Source organism: Gracilibacillus timonensis, assembly GCF_900086715.1.
Lineage (GTDB): Bacteria > Bacillota > Bacilli > Bacillales > Amphibacillaceae > Gracilibacillus > Gracilibacillus timonensis.
This window is the reverse complement of sequence record NZ_FLKH01000010.1, coordinates 394,702-418,639: the sequence shown is the minus strand read 5'-3', so window position 1 is coordinate 418,639 and position 23,938 is coordinate 394,702. Positions and strand designations below refer to the sequence as shown.

21 protein-coding genes and 2 pseudogenes are annotated in these 23,938 nt (G+C 38.8%); 20 read left to right on the top strand and 3 right to left on the bottom strand.

The genetic code is table 11. From position 1 onward, the window contains the following. Window positions 1-78 precede the first annotated feature (78 nt). Window positions 79-1,620, top strand: a complete 1,542-nt coding sequence (locus BN6556_RS05920; RefSeq protein ID WP_066188322.1) for an ATP-binding protein — start codon at window positions 79-81, stop codon at window positions 1,618-1,620. 209 nt (window positions 1,621-1,829) lie between these two features. Here the strand turns inward: BN6556_RS05920 and BN6556_RS05915 are convergent, their stop codons facing one another. The 3 genes and pseudogenes from BN6556_RS05915 to BN6556_RS22875 form a co-directional block, all read right to left on the bottom strand. Continuing rightward, on the bottom strand, window positions 1,830-2,198 hold the full coding sequence (locus BN6556_RS05915; RefSeq protein WP_066188321.1) for a DoxX family protein: 369 nt from the start codon (window positions 2,196-2,198) through the stop codon (window positions 1,830-1,832). Window positions 2,199-2,316: 118 nt separating this feature from the next. Next, window positions 2,317-3,324, bottom strand: coding sequence for an ABC-F family ATP-binding cassette domain-containing protein (locus tag BN6556_RS22880; protein WP_454107301.1), 1,008 nt, complete (start codon window positions 3,322-3,324; stop codon window positions 2,317-2,319). Between the two features lie 72 nt (window positions 3,325-3,396). Beyond that, window positions 3,397-3,936 (bottom strand): annotated as a pseudogene (locus BN6556_RS22875) (ATP-binding cassette domain-containing protein); the annotation flags it as partial. Between the two features lie 205 nt (window positions 3,937-4,141). On the opposite strand from BN6556_RS22875, the gene BN6556_RS05905 reads away from it, so the two are divergent. The 19 genes and pseudogenes from BN6556_RS05905 (at window position 4,142) to ftsW (ending at window position 23,926) form a co-directional block, all read left to right on the top strand. Continuing rightward, complete coding sequence (locus BN6556_RS05905; RefSeq protein WP_078059942.1) at window positions 4,142-5,026, top strand: AraC family transcriptional regulator; 885 nt, start codon at window positions 4,142-4,144, stop codon at window positions 5,024-5,026. A gap of 117 nt (window positions 5,027-5,143) precedes the next feature. Further along, on the top strand, window positions 5,144-6,442 hold the full coding sequence (melA, locus tag BN6556_RS05900) for an alpha-glucosidase/alpha-galactosidase (RefSeq protein ID WP_066188317.1): 1,299 nt from the start codon (window positions 5,144-5,146) through the stop codon (window positions 6,440-6,442). A 166-nt stretch (window positions 6,443-6,608) separates the two neighbouring features. Continuing rightward, on the top strand, window positions 6,609-6,950 hold the full coding sequence (locus tag BN6556_RS05895; protein WP_066188315.1) for an AbrB/MazE/SpoVT family DNA-binding domain-containing protein: 342 nt from the start codon (window positions 6,609-6,611) through the stop codon (window positions 6,948-6,950). Next, window positions 6,951-7,220, top strand: a complete 270-nt coding sequence (locus BN6556_RS05890; protein ID WP_066188314.1) for a type II toxin-antitoxin system RelE family toxin — start codon at window positions 6,951-6,953, stop codon at window positions 7,218-7,220. A gap of 826 nt (window positions 7,221-8,046) precedes the next feature. Then, window positions 8,047-9,315 (top strand): group II intron reverse transcriptase/maturase, encoded by a 1,269-nt coding sequence (gene ltrA, locus BN6556_RS05885; RefSeq protein WP_066187247.1) that lies wholly within the window; start codon window positions 8,047-8,049, stop codon window positions 9,313-9,315. 690 nt (window positions 9,316-10,005) lie between these two features. Continuing rightward, window positions 10,006-11,331: an ABC transporter substrate-binding protein gene (locus tag BN6556_RS05880; RefSeq protein ID WP_066188313.1), complete on the top strand. Its 1,326-nt coding sequence runs from the start codon at window positions 10,006-10,008 to the stop codon at window positions 11,329-11,331. Window positions 11,332-11,402: 71 nt separating this feature from the next. Beyond that, window positions 11,403-12,272: a carbohydrate ABC transporter permease gene (locus tag BN6556_RS05875; protein ID WP_066188311.1), complete on the top strand. Its 870-nt coding sequence runs from the start codon at window positions 11,403-11,405 to the stop codon at window positions 12,270-12,272. After that, window positions 12,262-13,092, top strand: coding sequence for a carbohydrate ABC transporter permease (locus BN6556_RS05870; protein WP_066188307.1), 831 nt, complete (start codon window positions 12,262-12,264; stop codon window positions 13,090-13,092). Before BN6556_RS05875 ends, BN6556_RS05870 begins: the two co-directional genes overlap by 11 nt. Window positions 13,093-13,158: 66 nt before the next feature. Further along, window positions 13,159-13,791, top strand: a complete 633-nt coding sequence (locus BN6556_RS05865; protein WP_078059941.1) for a YesL family protein — start codon at window positions 13,159-13,161, stop codon at window positions 13,789-13,791. Window positions 13,792-13,852: 61 nt separating this feature from the next. Beyond that, window positions 13,853-14,896, top strand: a complete 1,044-nt coding sequence (locus BN6556_RS05860; RefSeq protein ID WP_066188305.1) for a LacI family DNA-binding transcriptional regulator — start codon at window positions 13,853-13,855, stop codon at window positions 14,894-14,896. Between the two features lie 364 nt (window positions 14,897-15,260). Then, complete coding sequence (locus tag BN6556_RS05850; protein WP_066188299.1) at window positions 15,261-16,562, top strand: ABC transporter substrate-binding protein; 1,302 nt, start codon at window positions 15,261-15,263, stop codon at window positions 16,560-16,562. 64 nt (window positions 16,563-16,626) lie between these two features. Beyond that, window positions 16,627-17,502 carry a carbohydrate ABC transporter permease gene (locus BN6556_RS05845; protein ID WP_392388584.1) on the top strand — a complete coding sequence of 292 codons (876 nt, stop codon included), beginning with the start codon at window positions 16,627-16,629 and terminating at the stop codon, window positions 17,500-17,502. Next, the gene (locus BN6556_RS05840; RefSeq protein ID WP_066188295.1) at window positions 17,492-18,322 is read left to right on the top strand and encodes a carbohydrate ABC transporter permease; all 831 of its coding nucleotides are present in this window, start codon (window positions 17,492-17,494) and stop codon (window positions 18,320-18,322) included. The genes BN6556_RS05845 and BN6556_RS05840 overlap by 11 nt, the downstream gene beginning before the upstream one ends. 153 nt (window positions 18,323-18,475) lie before the next feature. Next, window positions 18,476-19,102, top strand: coding sequence for a YesL family protein (locus tag BN6556_RS05835; protein ID WP_066188294.1), 627 nt, complete (start codon window positions 18,476-18,478; stop codon window positions 19,100-19,102). Window positions 19,103-19,181: 79 nt separating this feature from the next. Further along, window positions 19,182-20,219, top strand: coding sequence for a LacI family DNA-binding transcriptional regulator (locus tag BN6556_RS05830; protein WP_066188292.1), 1,038 nt, complete (start codon window positions 19,182-19,184; stop codon window positions 20,217-20,219). Window positions 20,220-20,581: 362 nt separating this feature from the next. Further along, a pseudogene (locus BN6556_RS05825) lies at window positions 20,582-20,836 on the top strand (carbohydrate ABC transporter permease); the annotation flags it as partial. Window positions 20,837-20,953: 117 nt separating this feature from the next. Next, entirely contained in the window at window positions 20,954-21,550 is a 597-nt protein-coding gene (locus tag BN6556_RS05820) for a helix-turn-helix domain-containing protein (protein WP_066188288.1), read from the top strand. A gap of 12 nt (window positions 21,551-21,562) precedes the next feature. Continuing rightward, window positions 21,563-22,726 carry a rod shape-determining protein RodA gene (rodA, locus tag BN6556_RS05815; RefSeq protein ID WP_066188286.1) on the top strand — a complete coding sequence of 388 codons (1,164 nt, stop codon included), beginning with the start codon at window positions 21,563-21,565 and terminating at the stop codon, window positions 22,724-22,726. A 36-nt stretch (window positions 22,727-22,762) separates the two neighbouring features. Next, entirely contained in the window at window positions 22,763-23,926 is a 1,164-nt protein-coding gene (ftsW, locus tag BN6556_RS05810; RefSeq protein WP_078059970.1) for a putative lipid II flippase FtsW, read from the top strand. Window positions 23,927-23,938: the final 12 nt, after the last annotated feature.

Genomic DNA, 23,938 nt, shown 5'->3' with positions numbered 1-23,938 from the left:
TCCGCAAACGCTGTCATTGGACAAAATCTGTATCAAATGACCTAATATAAGGAATAATCCTATTCATGCTTGTGAATAATGGGATATATCATAGATGAGATTTTGTGCAATAATAAGCTAATATTTATTGGTGTTGAAGATAATGGCGAAATTACTGGTTGTGCAAATTTTGATGATCAGAAAATAATTGAAAATATATATGATAAAACTATACCGAACTTATTTACTGACATCGAAATAAAGAATATAAATGGGAAGTGTATTTTACAATTAACTATTGAAAAATCTTCAGATATAGTAGCGACATCAAAAGGAGTGGTTTATAAAAGGTTGGGTAAGAACACTAAACCACTTTATCCATCCGAATATGCCTCAAATAAAATAAAAGGATTTGATGGAGATTACTCAGCGAAAATAATTGTAACAACTACAGAAAATGATATTGATTTTATAGAGGTAGGGCGTTTAAAACGAATGATTCAATCTAGGGATAGTGAATCGACTTTATATCAAGCAGATAATATCAGCTTTTTAAAAGATCTACAACTGTTAGAATATGTTGACAATGAAATAAAATTAACTGTTGCTGGGCTACTGTTTGTAGGAAAAAAAGAGGCTATCGCTAAATATATGCCCCAATCTGAAATAATTCTTCTGACATATAAAGATGGCGAAATTGAATATAATAAACGTTTAGAGTTGAAGATACCCATTGTTCAAGCGGTAGAAAGAATTCAACAGTTTTTTGAAGATAGAAATGGTATTCAAAATATTCAAATGGGTTTATTTAAATTAGAAGTGCAAGAATACCCTATCAATGTTGTTCAAGAAGCATTACTGAATGCTATTTCGCATCGAGATTATGAAAACAGTTCATCCATTTTTATGAAGTTTTATCCAACAGAAATTATAATAGAAAATCCTGGATCTTTCCCCGCAGGAGTGGATAACACAAATATAATCACTCATCCTTCTTCTCCAAGAAATAAGTTGATTGCGGAGACTTTGCAAAAATTAAAATATGTGCAACGTTCTGGTCAAGGGGTAGATATTATATTTAAGGATATGCTGTCATCAGGGAAGTCCGCACCTGAATATAATCTTCATAGTGATGCAGTTAGTCTTACTCTCAGAAGCAACTTGGAAGATGCTGATTTTTTGAGTTTTATAAAAAATGAACAAGAGTCTAATGGTGAATTTTCAGTATCAGAAATTTGTATATTAAAACAAATTAAATTAGAAAAGACTATCACAGTAAAAAAAGCTGCAGAGGTAGCCCAAATTCCGGTGTCGTCCGTATCAAACGTATTGAATAAACTTGTTCAGAAGAAAAATGTACTTCAACGTTCAGCAAGAAATAGATACATGTTTACTCATAGAGTATATGAAAATATTGGTGAGACTATTCAATATACCAAGGATAAAGAATTTGATGAAATCCAAGCAAAACAGATGATTTTGGATTATTTAGCAAAAAACAAGAAAATTACTAGGGGGGATGTAGAGAGGTTATGTGGTTTCTCTCGGACTACCAGTAAACGAGTGTTACAACGATTGAGAGATGAAGAATTGATTGAATTAAAAGGTCATTCAAGAAGTAGTCATTATGTTAGTAAATAACAACAATGATTATCACAATGGGCCGCAAATGGACCGCAAATGGACCGCAAAACTAATTCATTTATGTGAATATACGGCTTGACAACATTCAACCGGAAGTAAAAAAGATAAGATTCATTACCCAACAGACGACAGACGTGTACAAGATGATAAACAAGGGGCAAGAGAAACCATGCCCCTTCTCATGCAGTCAACGTTTTCGAGAGATGCTAATGCTCTTGCTTCCATAAAATATAGAGCAGGATAAACATTACGATATCTAACCTTGCTTCAAATAAAAAATGAAATAAGCCTGACGAAAGAGTTGGTATCTTGGTAAGTATAATCGCAGCAATAATAATGACGAACAACGGAATAGTGGCTTTTTTTACATAATAATTGGCAATGATTAATCCGCCGCATAATAATTCCGTAATTCCTACCAGCCATACGGTCATTTCTGGATAGGGCACCCCCATATTGGCGAATGTACCGACAAAGTCTGCGATGACGAGCTTCATAATAGCGGAAGCAATAAATACGTAGCCGACGACATAGCGAATTAGTTGATGAGAGGAAAGCTGCCTTGGTTTTGGCATAGAATAGTCTCCTTTCTACTACTTGTTATCCTATACATATGCTAGATAGGGGACAAGCTATGCCAACAATTATTTCAAATAAAAAAACTGCACCCGAAAGTTGGGTGCAGGTTTCTGTTTAGGCATACATTGCTTCTACTTCTTTTTGTAATTTCTGATCGGCTACATATTCATCATAACTGATTTCTTTATCGATAATGCCGCTTGGCGTGATTTCAATCAAACGATTGGCGATACTATTGATAAATTGGTGATCATGTGACGTAAATAAGATCGATCCTTTGAAATTGATCAACCCGTTATTGACAGAAGTAATCGACTCCAAGTCTAAGTGGTTCGTAGGTTCATCCATTACTAACACGTTGGCATTGGCTAACATCATTTTCGATAACATACACCTAACCTTTTCTCCACCGGAAAGTACACTTGCTTTTTTCAAGGCTTGCTCACCGGAGAAGAGCATGCGTCCTAAGAACCCACGTAAAAAGGTTTCGGTTTGGTCATCTGGTGAATATTGTCGCAGCCATTCCACTAATGTCAATTCATTTCCATCAAAAAACTTCGCGTTATCCTTTGGAAAATAAGACTGCGATGTCGTAACTCCCCATGTAAAACTGCCTTCATCTGGTTCGGTTTCACCCATTAAAATATCGAATAACACGGTCTTTGCTATTTCATTTGGTCCGATAAAAGCGACCTTGTCATAAGGCTTTAAGGTGAAGCTTACGTTGTCTAACACCTTTTTGCCATCGATTGTTTTGGATAACCCTTCGACACGAAGTAAGTCATTACCAATCTCACGTCCCGGCTGAAAGGCGACATATGGATAACGACGGGAAGAAGGTTTGATATCATCCAGTGTAATATTATCCAACATCTTCTTACGAGAAGTGGCTTGTTTCGATTTGGAAGCATTCGCGCTAAAGCGTGCAATGAAATTCTGCAGTTCCTTCATTTTTTCTTCTTTTTTCTTATTTTGATCTTTGGCCATCTGCAGGGCAAGCTGACTGGATTCATACCAGAAATCATAGTTCCCCACATATAATTCAATCTTGCCGTAATCGACATCGGCAATGTGGGTACATACTTTGTTTAAGAAATGACGGTCGTGAGAGACAACAATCACCGTATTCTCAAAATTAATCAGGAATTCTTCCAGCCATTGGATTGCCTGAATATCCAAGTGGTTGGTTGGCTCATCTAAAAGCAAGATATCCGGGTTGCCAAATAACGCTTGTGCCAGTAATACTTTTACCTTGTCAGAACCAGATAATTCGGCCATTTTCTGAGTGTGCAGCGCTTCTTCGATTCCTAGTCCTTTTAACAAAATGGCAGCATCTGACTCTGCCTCCCAGCCATTCATCTCGGCAAATTCACCCTCTAATTCAGCGGCACGCATGCCATCTTCTTCAGTGAATTCGCCTTTGGCATAGATGGCGTCTTTCTCTTGCATGACCTCATACAAACGCGTATGACCCATAATCACGGTAGTCAATACCTCATATTCCTCGTAAGCAAAGTGATCCTGCTTTAGCACAGCCAGGCGCTCATCTTTACCAAGGGACACATGCCCGGATTGAGGCTCTACTTCACCGGATAACACTTTTAGGAAGGTTGATTTACCTGCCCCATTAGCTCCGATTAACCCATAGCAATTACCCGCTGTGAATTTAATATTCACATCTTCAAACAGTTTTTTATCTCCAAAGCGTAGACTAACATTGGTAGCTTGTAACATATATCACAATTCCTCCATCTTTCGTATATAAAGCAAGCTTAAGGGATTTGCGATAGGAAGTCAATCAAGGGGGCCGATAATTTTATCAATACGGTGTTGAAAGAGGTCATTGGCTCGTTAAAATAGTGGATGTCTTTCAGCCAGTTATAGGACGATCAATGTTATAATGAAGAAAAAATGTACTAAGAAAAGGAGGAGGGTCGTTTTGCCATCGTATTCAAGACATAATACATATGGGTTTCGCTTTAAGGGAGCGTATCAAGAACGAGTAGCTGGTCTACATGCGATTGGTCGTGAAAATCGTGCAGATTCCAGTTATCAATGGAATGGTTTGCAAAGGGGCGAAGACGGACGAATTGTCTTTCAATATACCTTAAACGGGGAAGGTGCCATCCGTATTGGTGATACTGTCCATAAGCTGTCCAAGGGAAAGGCATTTTTTGTCTACATACCAAGTGATCATTGTTATTACCTTCCGGATACTTCAGAAAATTGGGAGTTTATTTATTTTACGATGTATGGGAGAGAGGCGCTCACTCTGTTTCAACAAATGACAGAAAAACATGGGCATCTGTTTCATATGTCAACGCAAGCTCGACCGATCAGGCATATATGGCGGACATTGGAAAAAATTGAAACAACGGGGATCAACCATGGCTATGAGGCCTCATCGTATGCCTATTCCTTTCTGATGGAATGCTTAGAGTATTTGGAATATGGAGAACAGCAAGTCAGAGATATCCCGATTGCTATTCAACAAGCAAAGCAATATATCGAACGGCATTACCCCGAGGATTTGACCTTAGACGATATGGTTTCCGTGTCTGGTCTGTCGAAGTACCACTTTACCCGCCTGTTTGTTAATTCAGTCAAGGAAACACCAGTTCAATATTTGACGAAAATCCGCATTCAGCATGCCCTTGATTTATTAATGGATGACCATAAAACAGTGGAACAAATTGCCCAAGAAGTTGGTTATACAACAGGAAATTATTTTAGTAAAGTGTTCAAGCAATTAATTGGCAGTACACCGAGTCATTATCGCCGTGATAAATCGGTGATGCCTGTTGATCGTTTGTTTATTGACTAAGGCTAAAGAGCAATATATTACCCTTTTCAAAAATATTTACGATTGAAACCAATTCATTAACGGATTATGATGGGAATAAGCAATAGCAATTTAATACGATTCAAAGGAGGATATTTTATGTCTAAGATCACTTTTTTAGGAGCAGGAAGTACGGTGTTTGCCAAAAATGTGCTAGGGGACTGTATGACGGTCGACGCCTTGCAAGATTTTGAGTTTGCCTTATTTGATATTGACCATGAGCGCTTGAATGATTCTGAAATGATGCTGAATAATTTGAAAGAAAGCATGAATGCTACGGTAACCGTGAAGGCGTACACAGATCGTAAAGAGGCTTTGCGCGGAGCAAAATATGTCATTAATGCCATTCAGGTTGGCGGGTATGATCCTTGTACGATTACCGATTTTGAAGTGCCAAAGAAATATGGTTTACGCCAAACGATTGCGGATACATTGGGGATAGGAGGAATTTTCCGTAATCTTCGTACCATCCCGGTGATGCGAGAATTTGCTCGTGATATGAAAGAGGTCTGCCCAGATGCCTGGTTCTTGAACTATACCAATCCGATGGCAGTTTTGACCAATGTTATGTTGCAAGAAGGGATCAAAACTGTAGGACTATGCCACAGTGTACAGGTATGTGCCAGTCATTTACTTGAATCACTAGAAATGCCGAAAGATAACGTGCAATGGAAGATTGCCGGTATTAATCATATGGCTTGGCTGTTAGAGATCACTCGTGATGGAGAAGATCTATACCCAGAAATCAAAAAACGCGCCAAAGAAAAACAAAAAGAAAAGCATGATGATATGGTGCGCTTTGAATTGATGGATAAATTCGGTTACTATGTCACAGAATCATCCGAACATAATGCAGAATACCATCCATACTTTATTAAAAGTCAATATCCAGAATTAATCGATCGTTATAATATTCCACTAGATGAATATCCAAGACGTTGTGTCAATCAGATTGAGCGCTGGAAGCAAATGCGCGATGATTTAGTTAATGATCAGAATTTGACTCATGAGCGTTCGCACGAATACGGCTCCTACATTATTGAAGCAATGGAGACCAATAAACCGTTTAAGATTGGCGGAAATGTCTTAAATACGGGCAGATTGATTAGTAACCTGCCAGAAAATGCTGTCGTAGAAGTACCGTGTCTGGTTGATGCAAGCGGGGTAACACCTACGTATGTAGGTGATTTGCCAGAACAGCTTGCTGCCTTAAATCGAACCAATATTAATACCCAATTGTTAACGATTGAAGCGGCCTTGACGCAAAAGAAAGAAAAGATTTATCAAGCAGCTATGCTCGATCCGCACACAGCAGCCGAGCTATCATTAGACGATATTGTTGCCTTATGTGATGATTTGATTGAGGAACATGGGGATTGGTTGCCAACGTACAAATAATGAGCGAATATATGAAAGACAGCTGGTGGATAATTGGATCTTCCAGCTGTTTTTTGTATATTAGTTTAGCATAGTTTTACTTGATGACAGAGGGCAAATAAAGTGCTAAAATAAAAGTAACAAAGTAAGAATTTATGAATATATTAATGGGAGGTTGGATATAATCATGGTAAGTATAACGGAAAGCAGGGATACTATGCCTGGAAAAAGTGTACGTTTACGTGGAAAGAATCAAGTAACAATCCCCACTGATGTAATCGAACAGCTACAATTAAAAGAAGGAGAACAACTTGAAGTAGCGATTGAAAATGGTCGTATTGTATTAATTCCAGTCATAACCATTGAAAGAGATCAGGCATGGTTTTGGACGGAAGAATGGCAAAAAGGTGAGCGTGAAGCCGATGAAGATATTAAAGCAAAACGTGTGAAATCTTTTAAAAACCCAGAAGAAGCTATAAAATGGTTAGATAGTGACGAGGCGGATTCATGGGTGAACGAGGATAAATAGATGGAGCTCTATTTCACAAAGTCTTTTGTTAGAAAATACAAAAAGATGGATACAAAAGCTCAAATAAAAATCCAAGATACGTTAGAATTAATGGCAGATAATTTCTCCCACCCTTCACTCAGGATTAAAAAGATGAAAGGTTATCAAAATCCTGATATTTGGGAAGCAAGCGTTAATATGGATCTACGAATTACATTTGAAATTAGAAAACCTGAAAAAATAATATTACGTAATTGCGGCCAACACGATTCAACGCTGAATAACCCTTGAAACGTGCATGATTTTGAAAGAGAAACTTGTCAATTGGTTGCCAGAGTATAAATAATAAATGAATCGGTCTATGATAAAAACAGCCGGCAGATGATTGGATCTGTCGGCTGTTTTTTCGCGAGTGGCAGCACATACCACTAAAGGGTGAAAGTCCCGAATGCGCCGCCCAGCCGGAAAGCATTAGCTGACATGTAGTGCGCGTACTGTGAAGTAGCGTGCGGAGGACATGAAAGCAAACCTCTGACCAGAGCTGGAATCCCACGATGGCATGAGAGAAGGATGACTGTGCAAAACAACAGGAAGTCCAAATAGCTGGCAATCTCGACATGTTAGGAGGGCTGTGCTAGAGGGAAAGGGTATGATGTGACCCATTGAGATCTTCTTTCTTCCTGTATAGGCAGGTATTGTCGTCGCAAGGGTAAACCGAGGACGCAAGACGAGGAGGAAGAAGTCAGAGATCGCCATAGTAGTGAAGAAGCTTATGCCGAAGACCTACTGGTAACAGGAGCGAGGACAGCACATAAGTGAAACGGTACGAAGATATCGTTGCGACGTCTCTTTCAAAAGAAGAGAAAGTGGTGTGAAGGGCGTGACCCATAGAAGCATTTTGTGAGTAGGTTTGCTTAGGACTGTGGAAGTAGACAGAAGCTGGATACGCGTCAAGAATCGACGGAAGCCAGGGTGGAACAAACGGGTACACCGTCTACCGCCGAAAGAGGGAAGAAGAGGTATTGCGACGAGCTAAGAACCTTGGAAATTCGCTCTTTCCCAAGGAGAAACAGTAACCGGGGAAGCAAGAAAGCAGAGACGTAAGGGGAATAAACAGATGAAGAAACGGATATGGTATAGCTTGTATGACAAAGTATATAAGCGAAGCAACTTGAAGCAAGCTTTTGACCAGGTGAAGTACAACCAAGGCGCACCGGGAGTGGATAAGGTAACGATCGACGTCTATGAACAAGACTTGGAACACCATCTAGAAGTGCTCCAACAACAGTTGAAAGACAAAACGTATCGTGCTAAGCCCGTGCGGCGAGAATGGATCGAGAAAGACAATGGGAAATGGCGTCCGTTAGGGATTCCAACGGTAGAAGACCGGGTGGTACAGACAGCGTTATGCCAAGTATTGGAGCCTATCTTTGAAGGAGACTTTCTATCTGTCAGTTATGGATTCCGACCAGGGATCAGTGCCCACATGGCGTTAGATAAGGTTACTGAACATCTCCAAGCGGGATATTACTATGTCATGGACGCGGACCTACAATCTTACTTTGATACCATTCCGCATGATAAGTTGGAACAACAAATCAGGAAACGAGTGACCGACGGATCGGTCATTCAACTGATCTACCAATTCCTGTGTGCGGGTGTGATGGAAGGAGATCACTATCAAGAGACGCGACAAGGGGCGCCACAAGGTGGTGTCATCAGTCCATTAATTGCTAATATTTATCTTCACCAATTAGATGAGTTGATGGTAGCTCGAGGCCATCGAATCGTTCGCTTTGCGGATGATTTTATCATCTTGTGTAAAAGTCAGAAGGGTGCGGAAAGAGTAAGAAGAAATGTCACAAGATTTCTGGAAGAAGATCTAGGACTTACCGTGAATCAAGAGAAAACCAAGGTTGTGTATGCGTGGGAAGAGCCATTTACCTTTCTTGGCTATGAGTTCATACGTACCATTCGCCGAATAGACCCAAAGAAAGTGAAGAAGTTCAAAGAAAGGGTCAAAGCCATCACGAGAAAGAACCAAACCGTGGACATTCAGACCCTTATCCAAGAACAACTGAATCCCTATTTAAGAGGCTGGGCGAATTATTTCCGATATGGGAGTGTGAAGTCGTCCTTTAGAGAATGGGATAGTTGGGTGAGAAGAAGATTACGGATGGTACAGCTAAGGAGTTGGCGACACGTAAAAAGTCTCCACCGTCTCTTGAGAAAGAAAGGATGGAGAGAAGAAAACCTTAGAGGGATTCGAATGTTTGCTTGGCGAAGTTCGAAGAGTCCCATGGTTCACGCAGCGTTAGATAACGAATTCTTTCACAAGCTAGGTCTCGTTAATTTAGTAACTGTTTATGATGAACGTTATCTCTAAGAGGGATATATGGGAGGAGCCACATGCGTAGGACCGCACGTGTGGATCTGTGAGAGGCGTGGCCAGTAATGGCGACGCCTACTCGGTTTATAGGCTCGTAACGGCTCTTTTTATAAAAATCTTACCATTCTATCTTCTACATTCTCGGTATATTATATAACATTAATAGAACTATTAGTAATTTTTTAATTTAATTTTAGTACTTATTAGCATATTAAATAAACTAATAAGTATCATATTACATAAATTTACTAAATATTTTGTTCATAGGTAAAAGAATAATCAGAATGATAACCGGATGACATTTTGAGTAAATTAGGAGGTGTAGGATTTATATGAATGGCTAAGTGATGAGGTGCTGCAAGAATTATTTGCCATCATAGCTGTAATCAGACTAAGAATTTATGTGGTATGATCTTATCGTTTTCTGAATGCAAAATCATCACGACTCCTAGTTTTGTGCATATAATGCCTATCACGAGGAAGGCGGCAGCGTATCAAACATTCATTCTAACTAATACATTTACTTAATTTATGTGCATGTTTTAGTTTTTTAAAAATATGTATATTGTAAACGCATTCATCGAGAGGGATTGTTCCTATTAGTGGCTTACGTTTATCCGTTTATTGTGTTTAGGCTTCAGGAGTTTGACAAGGTTTGTTTACTAAAACAAGAGGGGGAAACAAAAAATGAAAAGAGTAAGATTCGTTACGATCATGTTACTTGGTTTCGTGTTTATCTTCCTTTCTGCATGCTCCAATGACTCAGGTAGTGGGGATGGTGGTTCAGGTGGTGGGAATCCAGATGCTGATGTAAAACTGACCATGACAGCGTGGGGAAATCCTGCAGAACAAAAGGTATACCAAAGGGCATTGGATGCCTATATGGAGGAGAATCCAGATGTGTCAGTCGAACTAATCCCTGCTCCAGGTGATACCTATCGCCAGCAGTTATTTACTCAACTACAAGGAAGTCAGGCAACCGATTTGTTCTATGTAGGGGCAGAATATATGGCGCAATTAATCAAAACAGGAAGAATTGTAGAATTGACAGAATTTCTAGAATCAGATGACAGCTATGTGGCACCAGATGAATTTGCAGAAGGACTTTGGGGACCTGCGAGGAACGATGATGGTATTTATGGTACGGCCGTCGATTCCAATCCAATGCTGATCTACTATAATAAGAACGTGCTAGAGGAAGCCGGTATCGATCCAGAAGAACCGCAAAAGCTATTCGAAGCCGGAGACTGGGATTGGGAGCATTTTTCACAGCTGAGTGAGCAGGTAGCACAGAGCGGAAAGTATGGTTTTGTCGCTGAAAATAGTGCGATGCACAATTTTAGCTGGATTTGGACAAATGGCGGTAATATGTATGATGAAGACACGAATATGATTTTAGCAGATAATCCAGAGGCGCAAGAGGCGTTTGGTTATGTAAGTGAAAATATTGCGGCTGGTAATTTCACCTATGCAGGAGCGTTACCGGAAGGGCAAGGACCAGACGCGATGTTTATGTCCAATCAAACGGCATTTGTAGCAGCGGGCAGATGGCTGACGCCGATGTTTAGTGAGAATGAAGCATTAGAATTTGATTATATTCCTTGGCCGACCAATACTGGTGAGCAAACGGAAACAGCAGGTATTGCTACTGCTTATCTGTCGGTAGGGGAGCATTCGGATCACGTAGATGAGGCCATAAAATTCTTGTCCTTTTATACCTCAGAGGATGGTCAGCGTGCCCGATTGACAGATGGGGGGAATGCGGTACCTTCTGTAGAAGCTGCCGATGATATTGTAGAGCAGGCTGATATCCCAGAACACTCGAGTTATTTAGTAGATGTGAGAAATATTGGCATGGTGGAAGATAAACAGACAACTATTCCGGGCTTAGATGAAGAAATAAATAGTATTTTAGATTTATTATACCTAGGGGAAGAAGAACTGGATGCAGCAGTAGCAGAGATTGATCAAGTAGGCAAAGATATGATCGAAGAATATCGTAACGAAGAGTAAACGATCGTGAAAAGGGTGAGTGCAATGGCTTGCCCTTTCCCTATACTACGGAAAGAAGGGTGGAAGGAAACGTGCAGAAACAAAATGCAAAATGGGGACTCCTGTTTTTAACGCCACAATTGCTTGGTTTACTCGCCTTTGCCATTATTCCATTGATCTCTGCCTTTGTTTTAAGCTTTATGAAGTGGGATGGCTTTGGCCAACGAACGTTTGTAGGAATCAGTAATTATATCAACCAACTGACCCAATCTGATTTTTGGACGGCTACTTATAATACGATTTTATATACCATTCTAACGGTGCCGGTAGGGTTGCTGTTATCGCTTATACTTGCGATTGCCTTGAATAAGATAAAAGGGAAAGAATTCTATCGTTTATTTTTCTTTATGCCAGTAGTCACTAGTTCCGTATCTATCGCCGTCATTTGGATGTGGATTTTAAATGGTGATATTGGTATTTTAAATCAAATGCTTGCGGCGATTGGTATAGACGGACCGAACTGGTTAACCAATACCAGTATTGTGATGATCTCGATTGCGATCTTAAGTATCTGGTGGCAATTGGGTTATAATATGGTCATTTTCTTAGCTGGGTTGCAAGGAATATCGAAAACATACTACGAGGCTGCTGAAATCGATGGGGCTTCCAAGTTTCAACAATTCTATAAGATTACGCTTCCTATGTTGTCGCCAACTACCTTTTTTTTAACGATTATGGCGCTGATTGGCTCGTTCCAAGTGTTTGACCAAGCCTTTGTTTTAACACAGGGAGGGCCAGGTAAAGCAAGTTATACGATGGTATATCATATTTACCAAAATGCCTTTATCGATTTTCAATTTGGGATGAGTTCGGCTGCTGCTATGGTTTTGTTCGTGGTTATTTTGATCATTACCTTGATACAGTTCACACTGCAGAAAAGGTGGGTATACTATGAAGACTAAGTTATCGTTTGGAAAAGTATTGTTGCATATTGTCTTAATTATTGGCTCCTTTCTGATGGTCTTCCCTTTTCTCTGGACGATCGGTAGCTCGTTGAAGGATATGACGCAAATTTTTGCGATTCCACCGGTGTGGATTCCCAACCCAGTCGTTTGGCAAAATTATATTGATTCCTTTCAAGCCATGCCGTTTGGGCGTGCCTATTGGAATAGCTTTTATATTACAACGATTGCCGTGGTAGGACAGATATTCACAGGCTCCATGGCGGCCTACGCCTTTGCGAAGTTAAGGTTTAAAGGTTCTGGTGTCCTGTTTATTTTATTCCTGGCAACGATGATGATCCCGAAACAAGTAACCATGATTCCATTATATTTAATTATGGATTGGTTAGGATGGTTAGATACGCATTTGCCATTAATTATTCCAGGTGCCTTATTTAATGCCTTTGCTGTATTCTTGCTGCGTCAATTTATCCGAGGTATCCCTAAAGAATTAGAGGAAGCGGCGATAATGGATGGAGCCAATCCAATCAGAATATATTGGAGTGTGATCCTGCCATTAATTCGACCAGCGCTTGCTGCGATGTCTATTTTTATCTTTATGCAGACCTATAATAATTTTATTGATGCCTTAATCTATTTATCTACACCGACTAATTTTACGGTTCCGCTTTTACTGAACAATTTTAAAGGTTTATACGTGACCAACTGGTCATATATGATGGCGGGAGCGACTATTTCGATTGTACCGGTGATTATCGTCTATTTATTTGCCCAGCGGTATATTATTGAAGGGATTACCTTAACGGGTATAAAAGGTTAGTCTAAAACGAACCTGCAGCAATCTACGGTTGCTGCAGGTGGTCCGTCAAGGAAAAGAGGTGCTAGTGTGAAAAGCGTAATGAACGGGATGGAATGGATTACTAGGATGGCCTATTTGAACGTGTTATGGCTTATTTTCACCATACTAGGTTTGGTTGTCTTTGGTTTATTTCCGGCGACGGTAGCCATGTTTACGATTATTAGGCGTTGGTTATTAGGAAATATACAAGAATGGGACTTCCGAATGTTTTATTCAATCTATAAGAAAGAGTTTGTGAAAAGCAATGTCATAGGTCTTATTTTTCTGGCCGTTTCCTTTCTGTGTTATGTCAACATTCAATATATGTCCTATTATCATAGTGGATTTCACGGGATGATTAAATGGCCGCTGCTTACAGTGATGATCGTCATTGGTTTAATGATGTTATATGTCATTCCGGTGTATGTACATTATCAAGTCTCGTTAAAAGAAGTATGTAAATATGCCTTCTATTTAATGCTGAGCCATCCGTTGGCAAATATAGGAATGCTAATCAGCTTGGCTATTATGCTGTTGTGTATGTTTATTTTACCGTATGCTATCCTCTTTTTTTCTGGAAGCTTAACGGCCTATATTACGATGCGAACATGTTTGTATGTGTTTAACAAGGTAGCAGAAAAACAAGAACTGCTTCGATTGCAGGAGAATTATACACCATGAGGTAAGATAATTAGATAGATGGCAATGATGGCGAGTTACTATAAAAAAAGGTGGATAAAATATGGCAACGATAAAAGACATAGCGGCAAAGGCGAATGTCTCTCCTGCCACTGTATCAAGGGTATTAAATAATGACTTAACCCTCTCTGTCGCAACAGAAACACGCCAACGCATCATTACGATAGCAGAAGGGTTGAATTATAAAACCCTCAAATTACGAAAAAAGGGAACCATCGCCAGCAAGCGATCCTACCGGGTTGGGATTGTTGTCTGTCAGTCACTAGAAGAAGAGTGGGATGACCCTTATTTCTTAACTTTAAGAAAGGGAGTAGAAAAGCAATGTTTAAAAAATGGGATAGAAACAACCGAGATATACCGACTGCGTAATTTCACGCCATCTCAACTATATCAGCGGTTAGACGGAATGATTTTAATTGGTAAGGTGGATCCAGCCTTGCTGCCCACTTTGCAAGAAAAAGTAAAGCATGTGGTGTATGTAGACTATTCACCAGATGAGAATCAGTATGACTCGGTAATGGTTGACTTTGAAAAATCAACCAACTTAGCAATCGAGCATCTACTTCAATTAGGCGCTAAAACCGTTGGATTCATTGGCGGTTATACCTTCGAATTTATCGATGGACAGAGCAAACAAATAAGTAAAGACGAGCGTCATACGGCATTTATTGAGAAAATGAAAGAAGTAGGGAAATATAAAAAGAAACACGTGCATGCAGGAGATTTTACCATGTCAGATGGTTATCGATTAATGAAGGAAGCTATTGCTAAAGGGAATATGGCAGAGGCTTATTTTATTGCAAGTGATCCCATGGCAATTGGCGCGTTGAGAGCCCTTAGAGAAGAAAATGTTGCCGTTCCAGATGATGTGGCTATCGTTAGTTTTGATGATGTAAAGGCAGCCCAGTTTGCAAGTTCTCCACTTACTACGATTCACGTCCCAATCGAGACAATGGGGGCGACAGGTGTCAAATTGCTGATCGATCGGATCGAGGGAAGGGAAATACCGTTAAAAGTAATTGTGCCCACAAGATTGGTGATTCGAGAAAGTTGTGGTTTTCATCAGGCAAGAAGCAAAAATCTTTAATCGAGAGAAGAGCCCTAAAGACAGCTCCTCTCGATTTTTTTAATGGGAAATTTAAAAAATCAGTGACTACAACAGACTTAAGTAATCAAAAAAATAAAGTGAGAGAAGAAGAATATCTTTATTTCAGTAAATTTTCAGTAATTAAAAAAAGTATAATAGAACAAAACATATAATATCTATTTATTATAAGTGTAATATCACTAAAAAAATATATTAAATTCAGTAAAATTTAGTTGCAAGCGGATTCACAGTGTGATAACATGTTAAAAGATCTGAAATACAAGGCCTTTTTTAAATTTATTAAGGAATTCCGAATTTTAAATGATTTTTTCAAGTAAATAATTTACTGAAAAGGAGAAGGGTTATGAAGAAAATATCGATGTTGCTTGTACTAAGTTTTTTATTAATCATTATTGTGGCTTGCTCTAATGATTCAAATGGAGATGGGGGAGCAGGTGAGGATGAAAATGTAGAATTAACGATGACAGCATACGGAAATCCTCAGGAACAAGAAATATACCAAAAAGCAGTAGATGCTTACATGGAGGAAAATCCTCACGTATCGGTAGAACTGATTCCTGCTCCAGGTGATACGTATAGACAACAATTATTTACTCAACTGCAAGGTAGTCAGGCGCCAGATTTGTTTTATGTAGGTGCAGAATACATGGGACAGTTAGCTCAAACAGATCGACTGGTTGAATTAGGAGAATTTTTAGAGTTAGAGGATAGTTACGTACAGAAAGACGAGTTTGCGGAAGGGCTTTGGGGTGATGCACAGCAAGAGGATGGTTTATATGGTGTACCTGTTGACTCGAATCCGATGTTAATCTATTATAACAAAAATGTTTTGGAGGAGTCTGGAATCGATCCAAATGAACCTCAAAAGTTGTATGAAGCTGGGGAATGGGATTGGGAAAATTTCCAACAATTAAATGAACAAGTGACTGAAGCAGGGAATTATGGTTTTGTAGCTGAGAATGGACAATTACACTATTATAGCTGGATGTGGTCTAATGGTGGGAGAGTATATGACGAAGAAGACAACATGATTTTAGGTGAAAACCAAGAAGCACAAGAAGCCCTTGGGTATATTGCAGACAACATTGCTGATGGTAACTTCACATATGCAGGCTCACTTCCCGAAGGACAAGGACCAGATGCGATGTTTATGTCAAACCAAACGGCATTTATAGCAGCTGGCAGATGGTTAACGCCAATGTTTAGTGATAATGATAGCTTTGATTTTGACTATATCCCATGGCCAACAAATACAGGCGAGGAATTAGAAATGGGTGGAATTGCGGCAGCCTACATGGCGATTGGAGAACATTCAGACAATGTGGAAGAAGCTCAAAAATTCCTATCCTATTATGTCTCTGAACAAGGACAAAGAGATCGATTGGAAGAAGGAGGAAATGCTGTTCCGTCTGTAACAACCGCAGATGATATTATTGAAGGTGTTGAAGTCCCAGAACATTCTAATTATTTATTGGATGTTAGGGATGTCGGTGTTGTGGAGCGGACGGTTGTACCTGGTTTAGATGAACAAATCAACGATACATTAGATCTATTATTCTTAGGGCAAGAAGATTTAGATACGACTGTAGAACAAATTGATCAAATCGGGAAAGAAATGATAGCAGAATATCAGAATGGAGAATAATTGTGCAAATAGGGTGAGTGATTTCACTTACCCTATGTTTATACTAAATAAATGAAGGGTGGAAGTGAACGTGCAAAAAAATAATGCAAAATGGTCACTCCTTTTTTTGACACCACAATTGCTCGGTTTAATTGCATTTGCCATTATACCATTGATTTCTGCATTTGTTATAAGCTTTATGAAATGGGATGGTTTTAGTCAGAGGACTTTTGTAGGGATTAGCAACTATGTTAATCAATTGAGCCAATCAGACTTTTGGACGGCTACCTATAATACTATTTTATATACGATTTTAACAGTACCAGTGGGATTATTGTTATCGCTAGTTCTTGCGGTGGCTTTGAATAAAATAAAGGGAAAAGAACTTTATCGTTTGTTTTTCTTTATGCCAGTGGTTACTAGTTCCGTGTCCATTTCAGTAATATGGATGTGGATTCTGAATGGTGATATTGGTATTTTGAATCAAATGCTTGCGATGATTGGTGTTGAAGGGCCGAATTGGCTAACAAATACAAGTCTTGTTATGATTTCAATCGCTGTACTAAGTATTTGGTGGCAATTAGGTTATAATATGGTTATTTTTCTAGCTGGTTTACAAGGAATATCAAAATCTTATTATGAAGCAGCGGAAATTGATGGAGCATCAAAGTTTCAACAGTTTTATAAAATTACATTGCCTATGTTATCTCCGACCACCTTTTTTTTAGCGATAATGGCGCTTATAGGTTCTTTTCAAGTGTTTGATCAGGCATTCGTACTTACACAAGGTGGACCAGGCAAGGCAAGTTATACAATGGTATATCATATATATCAAAATGCCTTTGTTGACTTTCAATTTGGAATGAGTTCAGCAGCTGCGATGATACTGTTTGTGGTTATTTTAATTATCACTTTGATTCAGTTTACATTGCAGAAAAGGTGGGTGTATTATGAAGACTAAGTTGACGTACGGAAGAGTTTTTTTGCATATTTTCTTAATTATAGGCTCCTTTCTAATGGTCTTTCCATTTTTATGGACGATCGGAAGTTCTCTGAAGGATATGACTCAGATTTTTGCTATTCCGCCGGTGTGGATTCCGGATCCAGTTGTTTGGCAAAATTATATTGATTCTTTTCAAGCGATGCCATTTGGGCGAGCCTATTGGAACAGTTTTTATATTACGGCTATTGCTGTTATAGGGCAGATATTTACTGGTTCCATGGCAGCGTACGCATTTGCTAAATTAAGATTTAAAGGTTCGGGATTCTTGTTTATTTTATTCTTAGCAACGATGATGATCCCAAAACAGGTAACTATGATCCCATTATACTTAATTATGGACTGGTTAGGTTGGTTAGACACCCACTTGCCTCTTATTATACCGGGAGCCTTGTTTAATGCATTTGCTGTGTTTTTATTACGACAGTTTATCCGAGGGATACCAAAAGAGTTAGAGGAAGCGGCTATTATGGATGGGGCAAATCCAGCTAGAGTCTACTGGAGTGTAATATTACCATTGATTCGACCTGCATTAGCTGCTATGTCTATTTTTATCTTTATGCAGACATATAATAACTTTATCGATGCATTAATCTATTTGTCCACACCAGAGAATTTTACAGTACCATTATTACTAAATAATTTTAAAGGTTTATATGTTACGAACTGGGCGTATATGATGGCGGGTGCGACTATTTCCATAGTGCCAGTCATTATAGTTTACCTGTTTGCACAACGACATATTATTGAAGGTATTACTTTAACAGGGATTAAAGGGTAATATTAAAAAATGACCTATAATTATTTCAGTAACCTGCAGTAGTTTACTCTACTGCAGGGCTTGTAATCAAGTAATAGAACAAAAGATATGTGAAAATATACCTGATTAATGCTCTAATAGTATCATCAAAAATAAAGAGGTGTTATAATAAAAATGAAGAATATGATGAACGGAATGGAATGGATTGCTAAAATTGCTTATCTCAATATTCTTTGGCTTGGTTTCTCTCTATTGGGGGCGGTTATCTTTGGTGTTTTTCCTGCAACTGTAACAATGTTTATCATTTTACGGAAATGGCTTATGGGGAATATAGATGAGTGGAATATAAAGATGTTTTATACTATTTACAAAAAAGAATTCATAAAAAGTAATGTATTAGGTTTAACCATAACAGTCACCCTCTTTTTATTCTATGTTAATATTCAATACATGTCTTTTTATCAAAATTCCTTTCATGATTTGATTAAATTTCCATTGACAATGGTTATGATCGTTGTAGGGCTTACGTTATTATATGTTATCCCGGTGTATGTACATTATCAGATCTCTTTAAAAGAAGTCTTTAAATATTCTTTCTATCTAATGTCTACTCATCCATTAATAAACTTAGGGCTGCTCATTTGTATAACGCTCACCATAGCTTTTCTGTTTGTCCTGCCAAATGCTATATTCTTTTTTTCAGGTAGTTTAATCGCTTATATCATCATGCGAACCTGTTTATTTGTCTTTAATAGAGTAGCAGAAAGACAAAAAATGCATAAACTTCGTGCAAATTATTAATCCCTTGCTCTATGGGGATACATAATCATATGAATAAAATAAATGGTGGAGTATGTATTTAGAAAGGAGAACAAAAAATATGACAACGATAAAAGATATTGCGCTAAAGGCCAATGTATCTCCTACAACGGTATCTAGGGTACTGAACAATGACCATACTCTATCGGTGACGGATGAAACACGTCAACGTATTATGTCCACAGCAAGAAACTTGAATTATAAAACGGTTCAACTTCGAAAACAAGAAGCAGTAAAGGATAACAAGTCATATCAAGTGGGTGTTTTTGTATGTCAATCGCTTGAAGAGGAGTTAAATGATCCTTATTTTCTGGCATTAAGAAAAGGGATAGAGAACCAATGTATTAAAATGGGCATGAGGACAACTGTTATATACAGAGCTGATAATTTTACTCCTGATCAGCTAAGTCAGCATTTAGATGGTCTTATTATGATAGGACAGGTAGATCCTAGTTTGGTTGTTTCATTAAAAAACAAGGTTGAACATGTAGTTTATGTTGATTATTCACCAGACGAAAGTCAGTATGATGCGGTGGTGCTCGATTTTCGAAAATCCACTAATTTGGCCTTGGAACACCTTTTGCAAAATGGTGCTGAGACTATCGGTTTTTTGGGTGGTTATATTGTAGAATACAGGGATGGTCAAGAAAGACAATTTGCGAAAGATGATCGATATGCAACGTTCGTAGAAAAGATGAAGGAAACGGGTAAATATAATGAAAAAAATGTACACCTAGGTTATTTTACTATGGTAGATGGTTATCGTTTAATGAAAGAAGCCATTGTACAAGGGAATATGCCTGATGCCTATTTTGTTGCTAGTGATCGAATGGCTGTTGGAGCATTAAGCGCGCTTAGAGAAGCGAAGCTGAGTGTTCCGAACGATGTTAGGATAGTAAGTTTTGATGATGTAGAATTAGCTCAATTTGCTAGTTGTCCATTAACTTCGGTACACGTACCTATTGAAGAAATGGGGATTACAGCTGTAAAGCTCTTGATGGATCGATTGAAAGGAAGAAGTATTCCTTTAAAAGTAACAGTCCCTACCCATCTAGTTGTAAGGGAGAGTTGCGGTGCAAGAAACGTCGCTACCAAATAATAAAACCACTATCTCGAACAATCGATATAGTGGTTTTTGATGTGTATATATGAAAGTCTAATTTATACTTGCTGAAATGATGCCTCTCTTGAATCTTAAATTGTCTGCACTTGTGTACTTCTGATGTAAGGAGGTTGAAGAGTTGTATTTTATTTATTCCGTGTTATTCAGAAGCAAATGAGAAAACTCTTTGTTTAAGAGGATGATAGACATTGTATAAGAGATGATAGCTACGGTACAAAGGGTATTCTGCTATTTCAACTGTCTAACAAAAAATCGAATAAACATTAATGAATGCGTTTTAATTGCTGTGATGGACAAGGAATGAAGTCATACCAGCAAAAAAGTATGTCGTGTTTATACCAATTATATTCTCGATTCTAATCATTGCTTGTGTTTATATTTGGAACGATTATCAGTTCGCGATCTTCTTCCTGCAGGATAAATCCGTACAGACGATGACGGTAGCTTTGTCCAGCTTCTTCGGGGAAAATGCGAATAATTTAAATCTAGTAGCAGCTGCTGCTATTATTGCAACCCTTCCGATGGCATTGTTATTTTTGTTCTTACAAAAATATTTTGTCAAAGGATTGGCAGCAGGCTCAGTCAAAGGTTAAAACAGATGCTCCGTTTGGTTATACATTTACCAAACGGAGTGTTTTTTATTACTAGGTGTTGACATATTGTCAACACCTAGATAAGATGGAGCTATTCGTAAAAAAGGAGGAAGCCGGATGAAGGAAACCTATCAAACGGTTATCAGACAAACATTGGCGGAGCAAAATATCAGTATGCGTCAGCTCGCAAAGCAAACTAATATTAACGTGTCTACCATCTCTCGTATTATCAATGGAAAACGTCAAGCGACATTGCAGCATCTTCAATCGATAGCTGCTGTTTTGGATCTGCCTTTAACGGATTTGGTTGAGAAAAAACCAGAAGAGGCGTTTATTTCTTTAGCGCATGTACGTGGGATTATTTATGATATGAAATTACCAGTAGAGGATATTTCTGAAGAGCGCCTGAAAGATACCATCACCGAGTATCAACAAAAAAGTAATACACCACAAGGGAAAACAAAAATATTGCAGCAATTTAAAGAAAAACTATCATCCATACAGGGGCAGGGGCCTATGGTCGAGCAACTGGAATCTATGTATATTGCATTTAAAGAGGGGAAAAGGCCCAGAAGTGAGCTGTTATTAATGGGTAGCGCCCTGTTTTATTTTATTACATCGATAGACATTCTCCCTGACTATTTAATTCCAGTCGGATATCTAGATGATGCATTAGTGATTCAATATGTGCTGCAATCGATATCTGTGAAATAGTGAGGGAAAACGATGCTTAAAAAGCCGGCAGGAGATTACATCATATGGATGATTTTAATTGGGTTGTTCCTCATTAGTGTCACGGCTGTATATAGCGGTACGGGACAGTATACTGGGGGAGAGTCTTTTTATTTTGCAAGCAGGCAATTGATTTGGTATGTCATTAGCGGTGTCTTGATGTTGGCTGTCGCCCAATTTGACTATGAGTTGTTAGAAAAGTGGGCACTTTATTTATACTTGGCAGGCCTTGCCTTACTATTGTTTGTCCGTTTCTTTGGTATAGAGCGTAATGGATCACAAAGGTGGATCAATCTTGGGTTTATGGAGTTGCAGCCTTCTGAATTAATGAAGATCATCCTTGTTATTTATTTGGCAGCTATTTTTCAAAAGGCAGGCGCAGAGAAAATGTCATTTCTTCAAAGCCTTCCAGTGATAGGCAAAGCGCTGCTTTTAATTGCCTGTCCCTTCCTATTGATTCTGGTACAGCCGGATTTGGGATCAGCTCTTTTGATTGCAGTGGCAGCTTTTACTATTATATTTACATCCAATATGAATAATAAGCTGCTAACTGGTATGACCTTGCTTATAAGTGGTGGCATGGTTTTCTTGTGGTATTTGTTTCAAAACCATCAGGACATCCTTTCTACCTTTTTGAAACCTCATCAATTAGGCCGTATCAACAGCTGGCTAGATCCTACTGAGTACTCCATGAATTTTTCTTATCAGTTAGATCAAGCCAAGTTGGGTATTGGGGCAGGCCATTTCACAGGTTCAGGTTTCAATCAAGGTTTTCAAGTGCAGAGCGGACGTGTTCCTGAGGCGCATACTGACTTTGTTTTTGCCGTGATTGGAGAAGAATTTGGTTTTATCGGCGGCAGTTTGTTGATCGTATTGTATTTTCTATTAATTTATCGCATTATTGTGATTGCCTTAAAAGCGAATGATCGTTTTGCTGTTTATATTTGTGTTGGAGTTGTCGCTTTGTTTGCCTTTCAAGTATTTCAAAATATCGGTATGACAATTGGTTTAATGCCTGTAACAGGCATTGCACTGCCGTTTATTAGTTATGGTGGGAGTGCGCTGATTACCAATATGCTGGCATTAGGTTTGGTACAAAGCATTTATTTACGCACGAAGAATTATCTATTTTCTTCAGAGAATGGAATGGAAACGTAAGGAGGGGGAAGATTGGGACAATGGCGAAAGGTAGATATGCCGTTATTGGTGGTACTTATATTGTTCCTCACTTTTGGCATAGTGATGGTCTACAGTGCCAGTTTTCCTTATGCTTATCTACGTTTTGACAATGCCAGCCATTATGTCAATAGACAATTATTCTGGGCGGGCGTTGGTTTATTATGCTTGTTATTAGCGTTGCGTATTCCTTATCGAATATATGGGAAGTTGAGTCCTGTACTATTGCTCGTTACCCTCCTTTTACTGGTGTTGGTGCTGATTCCACAAATAGGTATCGAGCGTAATTTTTCTAGAAGGTGGTTGGGGCTCGGCGGTTTTCAATTTCAGCCTGTTGAAATAGCCAAAATAAGTCTGCTCATCTATTTTGCTTATTTTTACAGCCGTAAACAGGCGTTGATTAATCATTTTGGTAAAGGGGTAATACCACCTCTAATCGTGTTAGTAGTCGTCTTTGGATTGATATTGGTACAACCTGATTTAGGTTCCGCAACGCTGATTGTCTGTTCCTGCAGTGTCCTGCTTTTTTTTACCAAGGTTCGGTATCGTTACCTGTTGTTTTTAATGTCTTTCGCTGTAACAGGGTTTATATTTTTTGCGGTCCGATCTTCTTATCGTCTGGAAAGACTCACTTCTTTCACCAATCCATTTGCTGATGCAGATGGGGCTGGTTATCAGCTGGTGAATTCCTATATATCGATTCATACTGGCGGCGTATGGGGACTAGGCTTAGGGCAAAGCGTACAGAAGCTTGGTTATCTGCCCGAAGCGCATACCGATTTTATCATGTCGATTATCTCGGAAGAATTAGGTCTTTTGGGGGTTTTGATAGTAGTAGGTTTTTACCTATTCTTAATGATGAAAGGTGTACAAATCGGTCGCCGTGCCCCAGATTTATTTGGTAGATTACTTGCTATTGGGCTCACTTTTCAGTTATTGATGCAAGCCATTATTAATTTAGGAGCGATCTTGGGTTTGCTTCCGATAACCGGCATTACATTGCCATTCGTTAGCTATGGAGGATCTTCATTAATGATTACGATGATAGAAGTAGGCATTCTCTTGAATATCTCGTCATATTCGCAAAAAAGTCTATCACATAACCGAAACAACAGAGAATCTAAGGATAGAAAACGATATAAGCAGTATAGGAAATCGTCTCATGTGGCAGAGTGGGGATAAAAGCGTTGGAGC

Excerpts from the sequence above, each read along its gene's own strand:
- BN6556_RS05920 (WP_066188322.1), top strand. The coding sequence starts at position 79 with ATGGGATATATCATAGATGAGATTTTGTGCAATAATAAGCTAATATTT.
- BN6556_RS05915 (WP_066188321.1), bottom strand. The coding sequence starts at position 2,198 with ATGCCAAAACCAAGGCAGCTTTCCTCTCATCAACTAATTCGCTATGTC.
- melA (WP_066188317.1), top strand. The coding sequence starts at position 5,144 with ATGTCTAAGATCACTTTTTTAGGAGCAGGAAGTACGGTGTTTGCCAAA.
- BN6556_RS05895 (WP_066188315.1), top strand. The coding sequence starts at position 6,609 with ATGGTAAGTATAACGGAAAGCAGGGATACTATGCCTGGAAAAAGTGTA.
- BN6556_RS05890 (WP_066188314.1), top strand. The coding sequence starts at position 6,951 with ATGGAGCTCTATTTCACAAAGTCTTTTGTTAGAAAATACAAAAAGATG.
- ltrA (WP_066187247.1), top strand. The coding sequence starts at position 8,047 with ATGAAGAAACGGATATGGTATAGCTTGTATGACAAAGTATATAAGCGA.
- BN6556_RS05880 (WP_066188313.1), top strand. The coding sequence starts at position 10,006 with ATGAAAAGAGTAAGATTCGTTACGATCATGTTACTTGGTTTCGTGTTT.
- BN6556_RS05870 (WP_066188307.1), top strand. The coding sequence starts at position 12,262 with ATGAAGACTAAGTTATCGTTTGGAAAAGTATTGTTGCATATTGTCTTA.
- BN6556_RS05860 (WP_066188305.1), top strand. The coding sequence starts at position 13,853 with ATGGCAACGATAAAAGACATAGCGGCAAAGGCGAATGTCTCTCCTGCC.
- BN6556_RS05850 (WP_066188299.1), top strand. The coding sequence starts at position 15,261 with ATGAAGAAAATATCGATGTTGCTTGTACTAAGTTTTTTATTAATCATT.
- BN6556_RS05840 (WP_066188295.1), top strand. The coding sequence starts at position 17,492 with ATGAAGACTAAGTTGACGTACGGAAGAGTTTTTTTGCATATTTTCTTA.
- BN6556_RS05835 (WP_066188294.1), top strand. The coding sequence starts at position 18,476 with ATGAAGAATATGATGAACGGAATGGAATGGATTGCTAAAATTGCTTAT.
- BN6556_RS05830 (WP_066188292.1), top strand. The coding sequence starts at position 19,182 with ATGACAACGATAAAAGATATTGCGCTAAAGGCCAATGTATCTCCTACA.
- BN6556_RS05820 (WP_066188288.1), top strand. The coding sequence starts at position 20,954 with ATGAAGGAAACCTATCAAACGGTTATCAGACAAACATTGGCGGAGCAA.
- rodA (WP_066188286.1), top strand. The coding sequence starts at position 21,563 with ATGCTTAAAAAGCCGGCAGGAGATTACATCATATGGATGATTTTAATT.
- ftsW (WP_078059970.1), top strand. The coding sequence starts at position 22,763 with ATGCCGTTATTGGTGGTACTTATATTGTTCCTCACTTTTGGCATAGTG.